Annotated in this window: 14 protein-coding genes; 5 read left to right on the plus strand and 9 right to left on the minus strand. The window is 70.0% G+C overall.

The genetic code is table 11. The features are described from left to right. The first annotated feature begins 44 nt into the window (after positions 1–44). Entirely contained in the window at positions 45–458 is a 414-nt protein-coding gene (locus QZ433_RS00485) for an ATP-binding cassette domain-containing protein (protein WP_295779527.1), read from the plus strand. A 65-nt stretch (positions 459–523) separates the two neighbouring features. Further along, positions 524–958: a dienelactone hydrolase family protein gene (locus QZ433_RS00490; RefSeq protein ID WP_295779528.1), complete on the plus strand. Its 435-nt coding sequence runs from the start codon at positions 524–526 to the stop codon at positions 956–958. An 18-nt stretch (positions 959–976) separates the two neighbouring features. Here the strand turns inward: QZ433_RS00490 and QZ433_RS00495 are convergent, their stop codons facing one another. Further along, entirely contained in the window at positions 977–1,516 is a 540-nt protein-coding gene (locus QZ433_RS00495; RefSeq protein WP_295779502.1) for a MarR family winged helix-turn-helix transcriptional regulator, read from the minus strand. Continuing rightward, the gene (locus QZ433_RS00500; RefSeq protein WP_295779503.1) at positions 1,513–2,733 is read right to left on the minus strand and encodes an FAD-dependent monooxygenase; all 1,221 of its coding nucleotides are present in this window, start codon (positions 2,731–2,733) and stop codon (positions 1,513–1,515) included. The genes QZ433_RS00495 and QZ433_RS00500 overlap by 4 nt, the downstream gene beginning before the upstream one ends. Positions 2,734–3,024: 291 nt before the next feature. Between QZ433_RS00500 and QZ433_RS00505 the strand changes: the two genes are divergently transcribed. Both QZ433_RS00505 and QZ433_RS00510 read left to right on the plus strand, forming a co-directional pair. Then, positions 3,025–3,225, plus strand: a complete 201-nt coding sequence (locus QZ433_RS00505) for a hypothetical protein (RefSeq protein WP_295779504.1) — start codon at positions 3,025–3,027, stop codon at positions 3,223–3,225. A 94-nt stretch (positions 3,226–3,319) separates the two neighbouring features. Then, positions 3,320–3,577: a hypothetical protein gene (locus QZ433_RS00510; RefSeq protein WP_295779505.1), complete on the plus strand. Its 258-nt coding sequence runs from the start codon at positions 3,320–3,322 to the stop codon at positions 3,575–3,577. A 56-nt stretch (positions 3,578–3,633) separates the two neighbouring features. On the opposite strand, the gene QZ433_RS00515 is transcribed toward QZ433_RS00510, so the two are convergent. Together QZ433_RS00515 and QZ433_RS00520 are read right to left on the minus strand one after the other, a co-directional pair. Then, positions 3,634–4,584 carry a 3-keto-5-aminohexanoate cleavage protein gene (locus QZ433_RS00515; protein WP_295779506.1) on the minus strand — a complete coding sequence of 317 codons (951 nt, stop codon included), beginning with the start codon at positions 4,582–4,584 and terminating at the stop codon, positions 3,634–3,636. A gap of 103 nt (positions 4,585–4,687) precedes the next feature. Continuing rightward, on the minus strand, positions 4,688–5,500 hold the full coding sequence (locus tag QZ433_RS00520; RefSeq protein WP_295779507.1) for an SDR family NAD(P)-dependent oxidoreductase: 813 nt from the start codon (positions 5,498–5,500) through the stop codon (positions 4,688–4,690). 74 nt (positions 5,501–5,574) lie between these two features. On the opposite strand from QZ433_RS00520, the gene QZ433_RS00525 reads away from it, so the two are divergent. Further along, positions 5,575–6,663 (plus strand): hypothetical protein, encoded by a 1,089-nt coding sequence (locus tag QZ433_RS00525; protein ID WP_295779508.1) that lies wholly within the window; start codon positions 5,575–5,577, stop codon positions 6,661–6,663. A 108-nt stretch (positions 6,664–6,771) separates the two neighbouring features. Here QZ433_RS00525 and QZ433_RS00530 read toward each other — a convergent pair whose 3' ends face one another. The 5 genes from QZ433_RS00530 to polA all read right to left on the minus strand — a co-directional run bounded on the left by QZ433_RS00530 (position 6,772) and on the right by polA (position 14,534). Next, positions 6,772–7,536 carry an SGNH/GDSL hydrolase family protein gene (locus tag QZ433_RS00530; RefSeq protein WP_295779509.1) on the minus strand — a complete coding sequence of 255 codons (765 nt, stop codon included), beginning with the start codon at positions 7,534–7,536 and terminating at the stop codon, positions 6,772–6,774. Positions 7,537–7,566: 30 nt separating this feature from the next. Next, positions 7,567–8,901: an MFS transporter gene (locus QZ433_RS00535; RefSeq protein ID WP_295779510.1), complete on the minus strand. Its 1,335-nt coding sequence runs from the start codon at positions 8,899–8,901 to the stop codon at positions 7,567–7,569. 7 nt (positions 8,902–8,908) lie between these two features. Further along, positions 8,909–9,979 (minus strand): LLM class flavin-dependent oxidoreductase, encoded by a 1,071-nt coding sequence (locus QZ433_RS00540; RefSeq protein WP_295779511.1) that lies wholly within the window; start codon positions 9,977–9,979, stop codon positions 8,909–8,911. Positions 9,980–10,077: 98 nt separating this feature from the next. Then, complete coding sequence (locus QZ433_RS00545) at positions 10,078–11,754, minus strand: DUF885 domain-containing protein (protein ID WP_295779512.1); 1,677 nt, start codon at positions 11,752–11,754, stop codon at positions 10,078–10,080. A 143-nt stretch (positions 11,755–11,897) separates the two neighbouring features. Further along, on the minus strand, positions 11,898–14,534 hold the full coding sequence (polA, locus tag QZ433_RS00550; protein ID WP_295779513.1) for a DNA polymerase I: 2,637 nt from the start codon (positions 14,532–14,534) through the stop codon (positions 11,898–11,900). Between the last annotated feature and the right edge of the window lie 47 nt (positions 14,535–14,581).

The raw sequence follows: 14,581 nt of genomic DNA on the forward strand, positions 1-14,581 counted from the left end.
CGGGGGCAGGAGAGGCGGATGCCGCGCGCCTCCGCCGCGAGGTGATGGGTTTCGTCGACCAGGACTTTCCGCTGGTTCCGTTTCTCACCGCCGCCGAGAACGTCGAGCTGCCCCTGCGTCTGCGCGAGGCGGGAGTGCGCGAGCGGCGGTCGCGGGTAGCCGAGATGATCGAAGCGCTCGGCCTCGGCGATCATGCCGCCCAGCGGCCGGAGGAATTGTCGGGCGGTCAGCAGCAGCGCGTCGCGGTGGCGCGCGCCCTCGTGCACCGGCCGAGGGTGCTGATCGCCGACGAGCCCACAGCGCAACTCGACAGCGGTACGGCGGGATCCGTCATCTCGCTCGTGATCGAGCACGTGCGCCGCGACGGGATGGCGGCCCTCGTCGCATCGCACGACGCGATCGTCGCGGACCGCGCCGATCGGGTCGTCGAGATCCACGACGGGAGGGTGCGGTCCTGACGAGTCTCAAGCGAGCCGACTGAGGACGTGCCGCGCGTGCGGGCCCAGCAGATCGATGCGGGCGCCTGACCGCGGCGTTCGCCCGCATGCGGCAGGAGCTGTCGGTCGATCCGGAACGTACCGCGGCGATCGGCTACTGCTTCGGCGGGTCGTCGGTGCTCGAGCTGGCCCGCACCGGTGCCGATGTCGACGCGGTCGTCAGCTTCCACGGTGGGCTGCTGACCGGGCCCGCCGGTGAGGCGGCGCGAATCACGGCGAAGGTGCTCGTGCTGCACGGCGCCGCCGATCCGGTCGCTCCCGACGACGACCTGCTCGCCTTCGAGGACGACCTGCGCACCGCACCCGCCGTCGACTGGCAGCTCGTCTCGTACGCGAACGCGATGCACGCGTTCACGCTTCCGGATGCCGACGCGCCCGAGCAGGGAGCGCTGTTCGACGCCCGCGCCGAGCGGCGTAGCTGGGCGGCGATGAAGGCGTTTCTGGCTGAGGTCCTCGAGTGACGAGCGCGACGGTTCCGGTCAGTCGCGGGGGTGATCGCGCGGCGGCGCAGAAAGCCTCCGCATCCCCTGCGATTCCGGATCGACGTCGTGTGAGCGGGGGAGGGCGAGGGCGAGGGTTCGTGCTGTTCGAGCGACCTCACGGAGCGCGTCCGGGTCGGCCCCGCTCATCGCGGACCGTAGACGCTCCGAGGCCGACTGCAGGAACGGACCCAGCCGGTTGAGCGCCTGTTCGGTGGCTCGCAGGGTCACGACGCGTCGGTCAGTGCTCTCTCGGTGACGTCCCACCAGATCACGTTGTTCAAGTCGGCCGATGAGCGCTGATGTTGCGCCGGATGTGAGTCCGATGCGCTCGGAAAGCCGGGCAGGAGAGAGCGGTGCGCCTTGTCGTTCGGCCCAGACCACCTCGCCGAGGCCGGCGCCGTCGGTATAGGGCAGCGACATCCATTCGGCAAGCCGGCGGGAGGACTCCTGGTAGGCGTGCGCAAAAGTGCGGAGTGCCTCGAGAGCTTCGAGTCCAGGATCGTTCGTGGGCATGCCACGTGTGATGTCAGCGCTCATGCGGCGCGCAGTTCGGGGTAATCGGGGAGCGTTGGTACGTGCTTCTCGCTCGTCAGCAGGTGCGACTGAAACAGGGTGCGCAGCGGCTTCGACGCCGCGAGACGCAGGGCCCCGCGCATGGCCGCGACGCCGACGCGCGACGAAGGGTGGAGCAGTCGTGCACCGCCAGGGGGGAGACCCTGTGCGGAGTCCGCGAAGCGCCGCAGCATCCGCTCGTAGCGGGCGAAGGCGCCTCGATGATCGTTCGGCGTCGTTGCGAGTTCGCCAGCCAGCACGTGTGCTCCGACGAGGGCGAGGGTCGTGCCCATGCCGGTGGGTCCGGAGCCCCACGCCGCATCGCCTACCAGCGCGACCCGACCTTTGCTCCAGGTTGAGACGACGACCTGTTCCATCCGCTGGGTGTAGAACTCTTCCGGTCGCTGCGTGAAGCCCTGCAGGATCCTCTGCGACTGCCAGGCGACTCCTCGAAATCGCTCCTCGAGGACGTGCAGCTGCGCCTCGACGGGAAGGGTTTCAAAGCCCGACGGCTCGGACTCGAACGACATGCTCGCTCGCATGGTGCCGACGTTGTCGGGACGGAGGGAAGCGACGCGGCCGCGCGTCGCGGTGTGCCAATCCCAGGTGTCGCCGTCACCCTCATTCCGGTCGATCGTGCCGTACGTGATGCTCACGCCGTGATCGCGAAGCTGCGTCTCCTCGGCGAAGAGGAGGCGACGAGTGCGCGAGCTGCGCCCCTCCGCGACGAGGACGAGATCGAAACGCTCTTCCCGACCGCTGTCCAGCGTCACGTCGACGCCGTCAGCGTCCTGTTCCACGTCCACGACGAAGTCTCCATGTTTCACGGTGACCCCGTCGGGAACGATGCCGAGCATGATGCCCGCTAACTGTCCGCGGAGGATCTCGATCTCCGCCGTCGGGCCGTCCTGCCCCTCCTGCTTCGGGAACGTGGCGAACGCACGACCGCGGTCGTCGACGTACCGCGTTCCCGACTCGCCGGTCAGGTGCTCCATGATCGTCGACTCGACACCCATGCGCCTGATGACGTCGCGACCCAGCCCCCGGATATCGATGTTCTGTCCCGTCTCGCGCGGCTCGCTCGATCGTTCGAGAAGCGTCACCTCCCACCCGGTTCGTTCGAGGCCCCAGGCGAGTGCCGGTCCCGCGATGCTCGCTCCCGTCACCAGCACTCGTCGTCGTGGGTGGGTCGTCTCAGCCATGGCGCTTTCCCTTCGTCTGTATCTTTACCTTCACAGTAAAGATACTTTTCAGTGAAGTGAACGGTTTGCGAGAGTTCCTCGGATCGAGTAACGAACGGCGACGACGTCGGGTCGGCGGCTCGCCCGCCTGGAACAAGGTTGCTCCCGTCGACTGCCTTCGTGGGCAGCTGCTCTCGCCTGGTTCGGCTACGCCGATAATGCACATTATGTCAGTTTACGATCGGCGAGACCGATGATCGCCAGTGCATCCCGCCCCTATCGCGGCCTTTGGGTCGCGGCGAGAATCGACACGTGAACAAACTCGGCGTCGCGTTCGTGGTCGTGGGCCTGCTGCTGGTCGACGTCGTTCTCGCCGTCGTCGTCTTCCAGCGCAGCGACAGCCTGGTGCTCGCGGCGACCATCGGCCTCGCGACACCTGTGACGCTGCTGATCTGCGCCGTCGCTCTGCGCGGCGGCCGCTCGGGCCCGCCCCGCCGCCGCGACGATCCGTGACGGACATCGCCGCGCGACCGCGACGGTTCGCGAGTGACGTCGCCGCGTCCGCGAGCCGTTTGCGTCATTAGAACATCTGTTCGACAATGGCGTCATGGACATCGAAGGCCCGCGCTGGCACCCCCAGCTGCTGGCGCGCGAAGAGCCGCCCGCGCACTGGGTCATGCGCGACGCGCGTCACGCCGTCGCCGGCACGATCGAACTCCGCCGCACCGAGGACGGTCCGCGGTACCGGGTCGAGCATCGCGGCACCGTCATCGGATGGGCGGCGACGCTGAAGGTCGCCACCGAGCGCCTTCATCGCGCGATCATCTCCGAGGCCGTCCCCGGTGGTGGCGTCAACGGGCGGTGATGCGCCCACCGCTCCCCCGGCTCGTCCGCCCGGCGGCGGCGGCGGCGGAGCAGGCATCAGGCGCGGATCTTGTACAGCTCCCGAGCTTCGTCCTGCGTCGCGATCGGGCGGCCCACCTCGCGGGCGATCTCTTGCGCCTGCTGCAGCAGTTCCAGATTCGTGGGGTTGCGCGCCGGGTCGTAGAAGAGCTCGAGGCCGGTCTTGATGTGTCCGCCGAGCTCGATCGCCCGCCGCAGGATGTGCGTGTCGTCCAGGGCGCCCTGACCCCAGATCGAGATGTACCAGGGGTGCTGGACCTTCGCCTCCTCGATCATGTGCAGGTAGTAGTACAGGCTCTCCAGGCTGGGCTTCACACCGTTGGTCGCGATCGGCTCCGTCGCGGTCAGACCGTAGTCGCCGATCAGGTAGAAGTCCCACATCGACCCGGGGGTCGACATGCCCTTGTTGACGTAATGCATCGCGTGACGCAGGTGCCCCGGCTCGTAGACCCCGTAGACCATGGGGATCTGCTTCTCGCGCAGCATTCGCCACTGACTGCCGATCCGGGCGTAGTCGAAACCGAATTCCGGACCCACCAGGTACCCGTCCTCGTCCTCGTGCGTCGCGAAGAGGGTGAGACCCGTGTCGACACAGGCGATCTGCGCGTGCGCGTGCTCGTTCAAGGGCATCACGTGCTCGAGCCCGTTTTCGCTGCCGGTGAGGCGCAGGTTGTTGCACGTCGTCGGGTACCAGGTGATGTCGGGGTGTTTCTCGAGGACGGTGCTCCACGTGCGCATGTAGTCCTTGTAGGCGTTCTCGCCCAGCAGGTCGAAGCTGGTGTTGTGCGCGTGGATCGCCCCGGCGCCCGCCTCCCAGCAGCGGATCGCATCCTCGGCGATCTCGTCGTACCCGACCGGGGTATTCGGGTTCATCTCCTTGGTGCGCACGCCGTTGATGTGGGATTCGATCACGACCGGACCGTCCCAGTGCGGCTTCGCGTCGGCATACTTGTCGAGAGCGGTGGCCATGACTCCTCCTTGAGCGCATAACTACGTTGTAGGCGATTCGTTATGCAAATCTAGCGCAGGTACCGGTCCCGCGTCACGACTCTCCTCAGCCGGAGGGCGCGGATCACTCCCCCGGCTTCACCCATTCCGAGGTCACGCCGAGCACGCGAGAACCGTCCAGGTCGCCCAGCGACAGACCGGCGAATCGAACGGCCGCCTCGGACGTCTGCCACCGGAACCTCGGGTTCGCGGTGGTGGCCGCCTCGATGACGGTCTGCGCGGCATCTCGCGCCGACTGCGCCGACGCGAACGACGTCGCCGTCCGATCCAGATACGCCTGCTGCTGCACGGCGTACGGTCCGGCGGGGGCACGATGCACCGAGTCGGTGAACGACGAGGCCACGGCCGCAGGCTCCACGACGGCGACCTCGACGCCGAACGGCGCGACGACGGGAGCGAGCGACTGCATGAGTCCCTCGACGGCGAACTTCGCGGCGCAGTACGCGTCGGCGAAGGGCTGGCCCACCGCTCCCCCGACACTGGTCACTGTGACGATACGCCCTCTCCCCCGCTCGCGCATACCGGGCAGCACCAGGCGGGTCAGACGCGCGACCGAGAGGTAGTTCGTCTCGAGCTGCTCCTGCAGATCGGCGTCGCTGAGCTGCTCGAGCGTGCCGACCGCGCCGCGGCCGGCGTTGTTCACGAGGATGTCGACCGGCCCGGCGTCGGCGATCAGGGCGGCCGCCGCCGCGGCATCCGTCACCTCGAGCGACCGGATGTCGAGGTCGACCCCGGCCTGTTCGGCCGCCGCGCGCAGGGCATCGGCGCGAGAGGCGTTTCGGACCGTGGCGATCACCGTCACCCCCTGCCGGGCGAGTCCGATGGCCGTGTGCAGGCCGATGCCGCTGGAGGTGCCGGTGACGATCGCGCGAATCATGCGCCCATTGTGCTCCCGCGAGCCGTGCGTGCGGTGTGCGGGTCGTCCCCAGTTTCGGCTGCCAGGGTGGCGCGATGATGGATGATCCCGCCGCACCGCCCGCCCGTTCGCGGCCGTACGTCATCAGTCCCCGAGTGCTTCTGGTCGCGGCCGCGTCGCTAGCGGTCTCTCTCGGCGTCCTGGGGATTGTGTTCGCAGTGCCCGCGCTGAGCGGCGGGACGCGCGAGGTCCTGATCGGCGGGTGGGACGACGTTGCGATCGCGGTCGCGAGCGCAGTCGCGGCCACCGTGTCGATCCTCGTCCTGGTCCTCGCCGTCCGGGCGCCCCGGTGGTGGCTGGCGTTGTTCGTCCCCCTGCGGCTCGGTGCGACGGTGGCGGTCCTGGGAGCGCTGTTCGCGGCTCTGCTGTCGGCGGGCGGGACCGTGACGCCCCTGGTGGCGGGCGGATGCCGCACCGGCTACGTCGTCGCGGAGCGCGCCCTCCTGTTCTCGGCCTCCGTTCGCGTCCTGCGGCTCGAGGGACTCGTGGCCGAGGAGGTCGCGTCGCTCTCGACGAACGACGGGCACACCCCGTTCCGGAGGGGCTCGTACATCGCGATCGCCGACGCGCAGACGGTCACGGTGTGGCACACCTTCGACAACGACCGCGAGCGGCTGACGACGGACGGCGAGCCGAACGCGGTGCTGCCTCGCATCGAGGATGCCGCGACGGCGACGTGCGGCGTTCCCGGGGGCCGAGACGTGGACGCGGTATCGGTCCCGCCGACCGCAACCTCGGACCCCTCGGCGGCTGTCACGGGTGAGGGGCCCGCCCAGGAGCCCGCGGGCGACGCACGGAACGAGGTGGCCGCCATGGCGGCGACCGCCCTCGATGCCGCAGTGGGGCCGGCGACGGACTCCGCCGGCAGCCCGCTGACACTCCCGAGCGCGACCGACCTGCCGTGCGACGGCACCACGGGACTCGACCTGTCCTTCACGACGGCGGACAACGCCGCCTCCTACGCCGCGATCCTCGCCGCGTTCGACGCGGCCGGATACGCGGCCGATCGCGCCATGCAAGAGGACCTGCGCTCGAACGGGGTCGTTCGCCTGTCGGCGCGCGATCGCTCGAGCATCGACGGACTGCTGCACCTGTCGTTGACCGCGGAATGCGTGCCCGGCTGAGTCGGCGCGGTCTCGCACCGGGGATGCCGTCGACACGGCGTCACAGGATCCGACCACCGCGACGCGGCGAGAGCGGTGCGACAGCGCGGAGGAGACGTTCCGTCGGTGTCACCCGCGCGGCGTCAGCTCCACCCACCCGCCGCCGAACTTGGCGTGCCGGTCGTCGCCGGACGAGGTGCGGGTGAGCCGCCGACGCACCCACGGGCCGACGTGCTCGCGGTAGTAGGCGGTGCCCTTCAGTCTCTCGGTCTCGGGGATCTCGCGCAGGTGCCACCACGGTGCGGGCGCCGTGAACCCGACGGACTCGATCACGCGGGCGGCGACGCGATGATGACCGCGGGCGTTCATGTGCAGGCGGTCCACCGACCAGAACTCCCCGCCCGCCAGCTCGCGATCGAACCAGTTGTAGGCCGTGAGCACGTCGGGACGGTTCGCGAGCCGCTTCTCGACCGCGTGCGACAGGCGGTCGCCGCGCGCTTCGATGAGCGAGCCCAGCGGTAGCCCCGCCGACGGGTTCGCGCCCGAGAGGACGATCAGCTGCACGCCCTCTTCGTCGCAGCGGCGAACGACGTGGTCGAACAGGTCGACGATGCGCGCGATGCCCGTCCGCGGACGCAGCATGTCGTTGCCGCCGCCGTTAAACGACAGGTGGGTCGGCTTCAGCGCGAGCGCCGGCTCGAGCTGCTGCTCGACGATCGGCTGGATGAGTTTGCCGCGGATGGCGAGGTTCGCGTACTGGATCGGCTCACCCGCGGCATCCGCCCACCCCTGCGCCGCCAGGTCGGCCCACCCTCGGACGGTTCCGTCGGGAAGCTCGTCGCCGACTCCCTCGGTGAACGAGTCGCCGATGGCGACGAAACGCACGGATGCCATGCGTCGAGCCTACGGGCAGCGATAGGGGTCCTAGGTCAACGACCTGCCGCGCTGCTCGCGCAGGTAGAGCGCCGCGGCGACGGCCACCGCGAAGAAGCCCGCGAACACCACGAACAGCAGGGGCACTCCCCCGATGCCGAGCAGGGGCGGCACCGCGAGCGGGGCGAGGATCGACGCGATTCGGCCGATTCCTGCGGCCCATCCCGCCCCGGTCGCCCGCAGGGACGTGGGATAGGTCTCGGGCGTCGCGGCGTACAGTGCGCCCCAGGCGCCGAGATTGAAGAACGACAGCGCCATGCCCGCCGCGATCACGCCGATCTCGCCGGAGGCCGTGCCGAACAGCACCGCGGACACCGCCGACCCGGCGAGGAACGTCGCGAGCGTCGCGCGTCGGCCCCACGCCTCGATCAGCCAGGCCGCGACGGCGTACCCCGGCAGCTGGGCCAGCGTGATGATCAGCGTGAACCCGAACGAGCGCACGAGGTCGTAGCCCTGGCTCACCAGGATCGTGGGGATCCAGATGAACGCCCCGTAGTACGAGAAGTTGACGCAGAACCACAGCACCCACAGGCTCGCCGTGCGCGCCCGCAGAGCCGGGGCCCACAGGGCGCTCACGCGCGGACGAGGGGCGGGAGCGGATGCCGTGACCCCCTCGGTCGACGCTTCGAGGGCGATGCGCCCGGCGGCGGCTTCGAGGTCGCGCACGATCACGATCGCCTCGGCGTTGCGCCCGCGCGAGGCGAGCCACCGCGGCGATTCGGGGAGCCCCCACCGCACGACGAGCGCGTAGATCGCGGGGATCGCGCCGAGCGCGAAGGCCCACCGCCACCCGTCTGCCGACGACGGTACGACGAGGAAGCCGATGAGCGCCGCCGCCGTCCACCCCACGGCCCAGAACGCCTCGAGCAGGACGATGAGCCGACCGCGCATCCGCGCCGGAGCGAACTCGCTCACGTAGGTCGAGGCGACGGGCAGTTCGGCGCCGAGCCCGAGGCCCACCACGAACCGCAGCACCAGCAGGGCTGCGAGCCCTCCGACGAGCGCGCTCGCACCCGTCGCGAGGCCGTACACCAGCAGCGTCAGCGCGAACACGTACCGCCGACCGAACCGGTCGGCGAGCAGCCCGCCCACGCTCGCCCCGATCGCCATGCCCGCGAACCCCGCCGACGCGATCCACGACGCCTCGGCCGGGGCCAGTCGCCACTGCACGCTCAGCGCGGCGATGACGAACGAGATGAGCCCCACGTCCATGGCATCCAGGGCCCAGCCCAGTCCCGATCCGCCCAGGATCCTGCCGTGCCGACGGGTGAACGGCAGGGCGTCGAGGCGGTCGGACACGCGGACGGTGTCGGTGCGGGTGCTCACCGGGAGGTCACCGGATGCCGGCGAGATCGCCGTCGGAGGGGACGTCGGCCAGCATCTCCTCGACGAGGGGGCGCACCTTCGTGCCGTACAGCTCGATGCTCGACAGCAGACGGTCGTGCGAGATCGACCCGCTCGCGATCTTCATCTGGAAGCGCGAGTTGCCGAGAGCGCGCATGGTCGCGGCGATCTTGCGGGCCACCGTCTCGGGCGAACCGACGTACATCGACCCCTCGGGACCGACATCGTGCTGGAAGCGCAGGCGGTTGTACTCGGGCCAGCCGCGCTCGCGGCCGATGGTGTTGTTCAGCTCGGCGACGCCCTCGAACGCCTCGTCCCAGGCCTGCTCGTCGGTCTCGGCGACGTGGCCGGGCGAGTGCACCGAGATGGGCATCTGCGGTTTGCCGAGCTCGGCGAGCGAGCGGCGGTACAGGTCGGCGTAGGGGCGGAACCGCGCCGCCGAGCCGCCGATGATCGCGAGGACGAGACCGTAGCCGTAGCGCGCGGTGCGCACGACCGACTCGGGCGAGCCGCCCACGCCGACCCAGGCTTTGAGGCCGTTCTCGGTCTTCGGGTACACGTCGGCGTCCGTCAGGGCGGCGCGGGTGCGTCCGGACCACGTGACGGGCTTCTCGTCGAGCAGCAGCGAGAACAGCTCGAGCTTCTCTTCGAACAGCTGCTCGTAGTCGCTCAGGTCGTAGCCGAAGAGCGGGAACGACTCGATGAACGACCCGCGCCCGAGGATCACCTCGGCGCGGCCGTTCGAGACGGCGTCGAGCGTGGCGAAACGCTCGTACACGCGGACGGGGTCGTCGCTGGAGAGCACGGTCACGGCGGTGCCGAGGTGGATATCCTTCGTGCGGGCGGCGGCCGCGGCCAGCACGATCTCTGGGCTGGTCACCGCGAAGTCCTTGCGGTGGTGCTCCCCGACGCCGAAGAACGACAGGCCGACCTCGTCGGCGAGCACCGCCTGGTCGACGACGTTGCGGATGGTCTGGGCATCGCTCAGCAGCGTGCCGTCGGGGCCGCGCGAGATGTCTCCGAAGGTGTCGAGTCCGAGCTCGATGGTGTGATCAGCCATGGGGTCTCCTTGCATTCGGATGAATGAACTTTACGCGAGCCCGGGGTATTCCCCCGCATCGAGGAGGGGCGCCGCCGCGGCGACGCCCCTCGGGGAGATCAGGCGGATGCCAGCGCCGCGCGCAGCGTGTCGAGTCCGACGCCGCCGATGTCCAGCGCGCGCGTGTGGAACTGCTTCATCGAGAAGTCGGCGCCCCGGCGCTCCTGCTCCTCGTCGCGCACCTGCTCCCAGATGCGCTGACCGACCTTGTACGACGGCGCCTGCCCCGGCCAGCCGAGGTACCGATTGACCTCGAAGCGGACGAACTCCTCGCTCATGTTGACGTTCTTCAGCATGAACGCGAGGGCGTAGTCGTGATCCCACGTGCCCGTGCCGTCCAGGCGCGGCTTCTGCAGGTGCACGCCGATGTCGAGCACCACGCGCGCGGCGCGCATGCGCTGGCCGTCGAGCATGCCGAGACGGTCGGCCGGGTCGTCGAGGTAGCCCAGCTGCTGCATCAGACGCTCGGCGTACAGCGCCCAGCCCTCGGCGTGACCGCTCGTGCCCGCGAGCAGCCGGCGCCACGAGTTCAGCTCGGCGCGGTTGTACACGGCCTGGGCGATCTGCAGGTGGTGCCCGGGAACGCCCTCGTGGTAGACCGTGGTCAACTCGCGCCACGTGTCGAACGTGTCGACGCCCTCGGGCACCGACCACCACATGCGGCCCGGGCGCGAGAAGTCGTCGGTGGGGCCGGTGTAGTAGATGCCGCCCTCGTTGGTCGGGGCGATCATGCACTCGAGGCGGCGGATCGGCTCGGCGATGTCGAAGTGCGTGCGACCGAGCTCTTCGACCGCTCGATCGCTGGTGCGCTGCATCCACTCCTGCAGAGCCTCGGTGCCGCGGAGCTTGCGCGATTCGTCGCGCTCCAGGAACGCCACCGCCTCCTCGACGCTCGCGCCGGGGAGGATCTCGTTCGCGATCGCCTCCTGCTCGGCCACCATCCGGGCCAGCTCCTCCACGCCCCAGTCGTACGTCTCGTCGAGGTCGATCTCGGCGCCCAGGAATCGACGGGAGTGCAGCGCGTACATCTCGCGTCCGACGGCGTCGACGTCGCCCGCGGCAGGGGCCAGTTCGTTCGACAGGAACGTCGCCAGAGCGTCGTAGGCGAGACGGGCGGCGTTGGAGTTCGCGGCCAGGTCACGAGCGAGGGATGCCGGCAACTGCCCCTCGTCGGGGGCGGCGTCGCCGACGAACTCGGCGAAGAAGCCCGTGTCCGAGGTGTAGCGGGCGATCTGCGTCACCACCTCGCTCACCTGGCGCCGGGCGGGGACGACGCCCTCGGCGATGCCGCGGCGCAGCGTTTCGACGTAGCCGTCGATCGCCGCGGGCAGCGCCTTCATGCGCTCGGCGATCGTCGCCCAGTCCTCGATCGTCGAGGTGGGCATGAGGTCGAAGGTCGAGCGGATGTCCTGTGCGGGCGAGGCGATCACGTTGAGGTCGCGCAGGTGGGTCTTGGCCTCGTGCTGCTCGATCATCAGATCGAGCTCGCGGACGAGATCCATCTTCGTGACGGTGTCGATCGCGTCGACCGGCTCGGCGGCGTCGAGGGCGGCCCTGGTGGAGCGGGCCTCGCTCATCAGGGCGTCGGCGCCCTCGGGGCTGTAGTCGCCGAAGCGACCGTTGTGCTCGAACCGGCCGATGTACGTCGCCAGCGTCGGTTCGCGCTCGGCCAGGGTGTCCACCCACGCGTCGGCGATCGTGTCGATCGGCGTGGGGGTGCGGGATGCGTCAGTCATTCCTCGAGCCTAGGCAAGGCGCACGGCCCGCGCACGCCCCTCTGCGCAGCCCCGGGTACCGCGCCGTGATCCCGTGGGTGCTCACTCCGCGCCCGGGCGGCGCCGGGCGGTGCGTCGCAGCGCGCCGCCGCGCCCGGGCGCGCTCAGTGCCCGGCTTCGTCCCAGTCGCCGCCGCGCCCGATCTGCACGTCGAGCGGGACGGAGAGGTCGGCCGCGTCGGCCATGCGCGCGCGGACGATCCGCTCGACGGCATCCCACTCCCCCGCCGCCACCTCGACGACGAGTTCGTCGTGGATCTGCAGCAGCACCCGCGAGCGCAGGTCGGCGGCGGCGAGCTCGTCGCGGATGCGGAACAGGGCCACCTTCATGATGTCGGCGGCGCTGCCCTGGATGGGGGCGTTCAGGGCGGCGCGCTCGGCGTTCTCGCGCAGGACCCGGTTCATGCTCGTCAGATCGGGGAACGGCCGGCGACGACCGAAGATGGTCTCGGTGTAGCCGTCCTGACGTGCCTGCTCGACCGAGCCGCGCAGGTAGTCGCGCACCGCGCCGAACCGGGCGAAGTACTCGAGCATGAGTTTCTTGGCCTCGGACTGCTCGATGCGCAGCTGCTTGGACAGGCCGAACGCCGACAGGCCGTAGACGAGCCCGTACGACATCGCCTTGACCTTGGTGCGCATCGCGGGCGTGACGTCCTGCGGCTCGACGCCGAACACGCGCGCGCCGACGAAGCGGTGCAGGTCCTCGCCGGAGTTGAACGCCTCGATGAGCCCCGGGTCGCCCGAGAGATGCGCCATGATGCGCATCTCGATCTGCGAGTAGTCGGCGGTCAGCAGCGTCTCGTAGCCCTCGCCGACCTCGAACGCGGCGCGGATGCGCCGGCTCTCCTCGGTGCGGATCGGGATGTTCTGCAGGTTGGGATCGGTGCTCGACAGGCGACCGGTCTGGCTGCCGGTCTGCACGTACGTCGTGTGGATGCGCCCGTCGGGTCCGGCCGCGGTGTCGAGCGCGTCGATGATCTGCTTGAGCTTGGTCGCCTCGCGATGACGCAGCAGCAGGTCGAGGAACGGGTGATCGGTGCTCTCCTGCAGGTCGGCGAGGGCGGCGGCATCCGTGGTGTAACCGCTCTTGGTCTTGCGGGTCTTGGGCAGTTGGAGCTCGTCGAACAGCACCTCTTGCAGCTGCTTGGGGGAACCGAGGTTGACCTCGTGGCCGATCGCCGCGTAGGCGTCGCGCGCGAGGGCGTCGGCGCGCGCGCCGAGCTCGGCCGAGAAGCCCGACAGCTTCTCGTGCGAGACGGCGACGCCGGCGAGCTCCATGTCGGCCAGGGCCGTGAGCGTCGGCAGCTCGATGTCGTCGAGCACCGAGGCGACCTTGTCGGGCATCTCGGCCCGCTGCGCGTCGGCCACGCGCCGGGTGAACCACGACAGCTGCGCGGGGGTGGCGCCCTCGGTCTCGGGGACGAGCTGCGTCGGATCCGCGACGGGCAGTTTCTCATCGAGATAACGCTCGACCAGGTCGCCCAGCGTCTTGTCGTGGAAGCTCGGCCGCACGAGCCACCCGGCGAGGATCACGTCGAACGCCACGCCGGCCACCGCGACGCCCTCGCGCGCCAGCGCCTTGATCTGGGGCTTGGCGTCGGCGAACACCTTGGGGGCATCGGATGCCAACCACCCGGCCAGCGCGTCGCGCACGGCCGGGGACCACTCGGCCTCGACCGCGGCGTCGGCGCTCGCCAGACCGACCGCCGTCGGCGCGGCTCCGGCGAGGGCGATCGTGACACCGACCTCGGCCTTCTGGTCGGCGGCCCAGGCGGCCAGGGCCGCCGCGTCGAGCCGCGCCGGGGCCGGGGCCTTCGCGGTGGGACGCGCCTCTTCGACGACGCCGCCGTCGGCGCCGAACGCGTCGAAGACGCGCGGTAGCAGCGTGCGGAACTCGAGCCGCGCGAAGATGTCGCGCACGGCCTGGCCGTCGAGGGGCTTGACCGCGAGATCGCCGGGACCGACGGGCAGCTCGACGTCGCGCAGCAGCCGGTTGAGCGCGCGGTTGCGCTTGACGGCGTCGAGGTGCTCGCGCAGGTTGTTGCCCACGACGCCGGTGATCTTGTCGGCGTTGTCGAGCAGCGCCTCGAGCGAGCCCCACTGCGTGAGCCACTTGACCGCGGTCTTCTCGCCGACCTTGGGAACGCCCGGCAGGTTGTCGCTCGTCTCGCCCACGAGAGCCGCGATCTCGGGGTACTGCGCAGGCGGCAGGCCGTACTTCTCGACCACGGCGTCGGTGTCGTACCGCTTGAGCTGCGAGACGCCCTGCACGTTGGGGTACAGCAGCGTGATGTCGTCGGTGACCAGCTGGATCGTGTCGCGGTCGCCCGAGCAGACCAGCACGGTGAAGCCCTGCTGCTCGCCCTGGGTGGCGAGGGTCGCCAGGATGTCGTCGGCCTCGAAGTCCTCTTTCTTGAGGACGGGGACGCCCATCGCCTCGAGGCACTCCTGCAGCAGCGGGATCTGGCCCTTGAACTCGGCCGGCGACTCGCTGCGGTTGGCCTTGTACTCGGTGTACTCGCGCGTGCGGAACGATTGCCGCGAGGTGTCGAAGGCGACGGCGAGGTGGGTCGGCTTCTCGGCCTTGACCAGGTTGACGAACATCGACAGGAAGCCGTAGATGCCGTTGGTGTGCTGGCCGTCCTTCGTCGAGAAGTTGTCGACCGGCAGGGCGTAGAACGCCCGGTAGGCCAGCGAGTGGCCGTCGACGACGAGGAGAGTAGGCTTTTCGGCATCCGTCACCCCTCCAGCCTAACGAGGACCACGGACACTCCCCCGGCCCCGGCTCC

This window comes from uncultured Microbacterium sp. (assembly GCF_913776565.1).
In the GTDB taxonomy this organism is placed as follows: Bacteria; Actinomycetota; Actinomycetes; order Actinomycetales; family Microbacteriaceae; genus Microbacterium.

Excerpts from the sequence above, each read along its gene's own strand:
- QZ433_RS00485 (WP_295779527.1), top strand. The coding sequence starts at position 45 with ATGGGTTTCGTCGACCAGGACTTTCCGCTGGTTCCGTTTCTCACCGCC.
- QZ433_RS00495 (WP_295779502.1), bottom strand. The coding sequence starts at position 1,516 with ATGAGCGCTGACATCACACGTGGCATGCCCACGAACGATCCTGGACTC.
- QZ433_RS00500 (WP_295779503.1), bottom strand. The coding sequence starts at position 2,733 with ATGGCTGAGACGACCCACCCACGACGACGAGTGCTGGTGACGGGAGCG.
- QZ433_RS00510 (WP_295779505.1), top strand. The coding sequence starts at position 3,320 with ATGGACATCGAAGGCCCGCGCTGGCACCCCCAGCTGCTGGCGCGCGAA.
- QZ433_RS00515 (WP_295779506.1), bottom strand. The coding sequence starts at position 4,584 with ATGGCCACCGCTCTCGACAAGTATGCCGACGCGAAGCCGCACTGGGAC.
- QZ433_RS00520 (WP_295779507.1), bottom strand. The coding sequence starts at position 5,500 with ATGATTCGCGCGATCGTCACCGGCACCTCCAGCGGCATCGGCCTGCAC.
- QZ433_RS00525 (WP_295779508.1), top strand. The coding sequence starts at position 5,575 with ATGATGGATGATCCCGCCGCACCGCCCGCCCGTTCGCGGCCGTACGTC.
- QZ433_RS00530 (WP_295779509.1), bottom strand. The coding sequence starts at position 7,536 with ATGGCATCCGTGCGTTTCGTCGCCATCGGCGACTCGTTCACCGAGGGA.
- QZ433_RS00540 (WP_295779511.1), bottom strand. The coding sequence starts at position 9,979 with ATGGCTGATCACACCATCGAGCTCGGACTCGACACCTTCGGAGACATC.
- QZ433_RS00545 (WP_295779512.1), bottom strand. The coding sequence starts at position 11,754 with ATGACTGACGCATCCCGCACCCCCACGCCGATCGACACGATCGCCGAC.